Raw genomic sequence first — 2,611 nt, 5'->3', positions numbered from 1 at the left:
CAGCGGGGTGGGGGCGGTGGCGAGGAGTTCGTGGGTGGTGAGGTGGGCGAAGTCGGCCTCGGCGACGGTGACGCGTGGGTCGCCGTTGGGGTAGGCGTAGTGGGCGGCGGCCCAGGCGACGGTTTCCGGGCCCGAGTCGACGCCGTGGACGCGGGCGGCGCCCGCGCGGGCCATGGCAGCGGCGGCGGCGCCGCTGCCCGCGCCGAGGTCGAGGACGGAGCAGCCCTCGGTGATGAGGTCGCGGGCGACCCAGACGCCGGTCTCGGTGTCGGCGGGTTCGAAGAAGACGCGGGGCGAGGTCGGGGGAACGAGGTCGCCTGCGGTGAGGTGCTGGTAGGTGCGGACACGGGCGGGGTTGAGCATGGGGATCTCGCTTCGGTGAGGGGGGCTCAGCGGGCGGGTGCGGCGGTCCATTCGAGGACGGCCATGGCGCTGGGGAGTTTCATGGCGGCCTGCTCCCAGGCGAGGGAGCGGGGGCCGTCGAGGACGTCGGCGGCGACCTCGTCGCCGCGGTGGGCGGGGAGGTCGTGCAGGAAGACGGCGTCGGGCCAGCGGTCCATCAGGCGCGTGTCGACGTGGAACGGGCGGAAGCGCGTGCGCCAGTCGGGGTCGGGCTTGGTGGTGCCGGTGGTCTGCCAGCGGGTGGTGTAGAGGACGTCGACGTGGCCGGGGGCCAGGTCCAGGTCGTGGATCTGCTCGATGACGGCGCCGGTGGTGCCGGCGCGGCGGGTGGCGGCCTTCAGCTCGGCCTCGGGGAGGCCGTAGCCGGTGGGGCTCGCGAAGGTGGCGTGGGCGTGGGGGACGGCGGCCAGGGCGTGGGCGAGGGCGACGGCGGTGTTGTTGCCCTCGCCCACGTAGAGGAGGCGGATGCCGGTGAGGTCGTCGCCGAAGACGGTGGTGAGGGTGGCGAGGTCGGCGAGGGCCTGGGTGGGGTGTTCCTCGGCGGCCATGGCGTTGACGACGGGGAGCCGGCCGGTGCGGGCGAGGGTGCGCAGGTCGTCGAGGGGCCCGGCGGTGCGGGCGACGAGCAGGTCGAGCATCGCGCCGAGGACGCGGGCGGTGTCGGGGAGGGACTCCCCGGTGGCGAGCTGGAGGTCGCCGGGCCCGTAGGTGACGGGGGTGGCGCCGAGGCGGAGGGCGCCGACGGTGAACGCGGTGCGGGTGCGGGTGGAGGTCTGGGTGAACAGGATCCCGGCGGCGCGGCCGTCGAGGGGCCGGTCGTGGGCGTGCGGGTCGCGGTGGAGCGCGGCGGAGCGGTGGGCGAGGGCGGCGATGGTGCCGGGGGTCAGCTCGGCGAGGGAGAACAGGCCGCGGGGGGTGGTGCGGTGGTCGTCCACGGGGGCTTCCATGAGGGCTTCCTTCGCTGGGCTGCTGGGCTACTGGGCCGCTGACGGCTGGACGAGGGTGAGGTGGTGCCCGTGGCCCTGGGCGCGGGCGATGGGGTGGAGGGCGTCGAGGAGGGCGACGTCGAGGACGGCCATGCCGAAGGGGTTGCTGACGACATGGCCGGTGGTGGGGCGGACGGCGGGCACCCGGCCGGTGAGCACCTGGCCGAGGGTGCCGTGCGGGGTGACCTCGCCGTCGCGGATCAGGCGGCCGAGGACGCGGCGGGGGTTGTCGGCCACGAGACCGGTGTCGTCGGTGAAGACGCCCTGCGCGGTGTGGAAGACGTCCGGCAGCAGGTCGTCCAGGGAGACGTGTGCGACGAACGTGCCGGGCCGCAGCCACGCGGCGGGGAGGTAGCCGCGGTCGCTGGTGGTCGTGGTGATCAGGACGGTGGCGGCCCCGGCGGCGTCCCGCGGCTCGTCGTGGACGTGGGGCGTGAGGCGCGGGTGGTGGCGGCGGATCCAGTCCGCGAGGGCGTCGGCGCGGGGGCGGGCGAGGTCGTGGAGGTGGACGTGGCTGACGCGGGGGAACGCGCGGGCGACGAGGTCGAGATGGGCGCGGGCGAGGGTGCCGCAGCCGATGAGGGTCAGGGCGTCCCAGCGGCGGGGGCCGAGGTGGTTGAGGCTGACCACGGTGTAGGCGGCGGTGCGGGTGGCGCTCAGCCAGCCCGCCTCGGCGAGGAGGCGGGGGCGGGCGGTCTCGGGGTCGAAGAGGAACGCGACGCCGCCGGCGCGTTCGAGACCGTGGGCGGGGTTGCTGGTGGCGGCGTTGATGAGCTTCAGCCCGTACGCGGGGGGCCGCCCGTCGTCGTGGCCGAGCGCGCCGGGCATGGCGAGGGAGCGGCACGAGGCGCCTTCGCTGTTGGTCCACGGCAGGTAGCTCTCGGCGGGGAGGGTGACGCGGCCGTCGGCGTGGCGGCGCAGGGCGCGTTCGACGACGGCGACCACGTCGATCTCGGCGGCGCAGGCGCGGACGGCATCGCGGTCGAGGCAGAGCAGGGACTGCGTGGTCGGCGGCGCGGTCATGGCAGGAGCTCCGCCGCGTGGAAGGCGTCGCGCCCGCCGGGTACGTCGAGGGCCCCGACGTCCTCGAAGAGGCGGACGGTGTGGCGGGCGGTGGCGCGGATCGAGGCGTTGACGCGGTCGGGCGCGTAGGCGTCGTGGAGGACGGCGTCGGCGTCGGCGGGGCTGAGCCCGGCGGCGGTGAGGGCGTCGCGGGCGGGGCG

General features: G+C 76.1%; 4 protein-coding genes. All 4 read right to left on the bottom strand.

What is annotated here, in order from left to right; genetic code table 11:
* On the bottom strand, positions 1-363 hold a 363-nt coding region (locus ACSNOC_RS27470), incomplete at its 3' end, for a methyltransferase domain-containing protein (protein WP_436750284.1).
* Positions 364-389: 26 nt separating this feature from the next.
* On the bottom strand, positions 390-1,349 hold the full coding sequence (locus ACSNOC_RS27465; RefSeq protein WP_436750283.1) for an ornithine carbamoyltransferase: 960 nt from the start codon (positions 1,347-1,349) through the stop codon (positions 390-392).
* 27 nt (positions 1,350-1,376) lie between these two features.
* Positions 1,377-2,411 (bottom strand): ornithine cyclodeaminase family protein, encoded by a 1,035-nt coding sequence (locus ACSNOC_RS27460; protein WP_436750282.1) that lies wholly within the window; start codon positions 2,409-2,411, stop codon positions 1,377-1,379.
* The coding region (locus ACSNOC_RS27455) for a hypothetical protein (protein WP_436750281.1) at positions 2,408-2,611 on the bottom strand (204 nt) is incomplete at its 5' end. The genes ACSNOC_RS27455 and ACSNOC_RS27460, both read right to left, overlap by 4 nt.

This window comes from Streptomyces sp. URMC 129, assembly GCF_051386415.1.
Classification (GTDB): Bacteria; Actinomycetota; Actinomycetes; order Streptomycetales; family Streptomycetaceae; genus Streptomyces.
The sequence above is the reverse complement of the archived record's forward strand: the minus strand, read 5'-3'. Positions and strand labels throughout refer to the sequence as shown.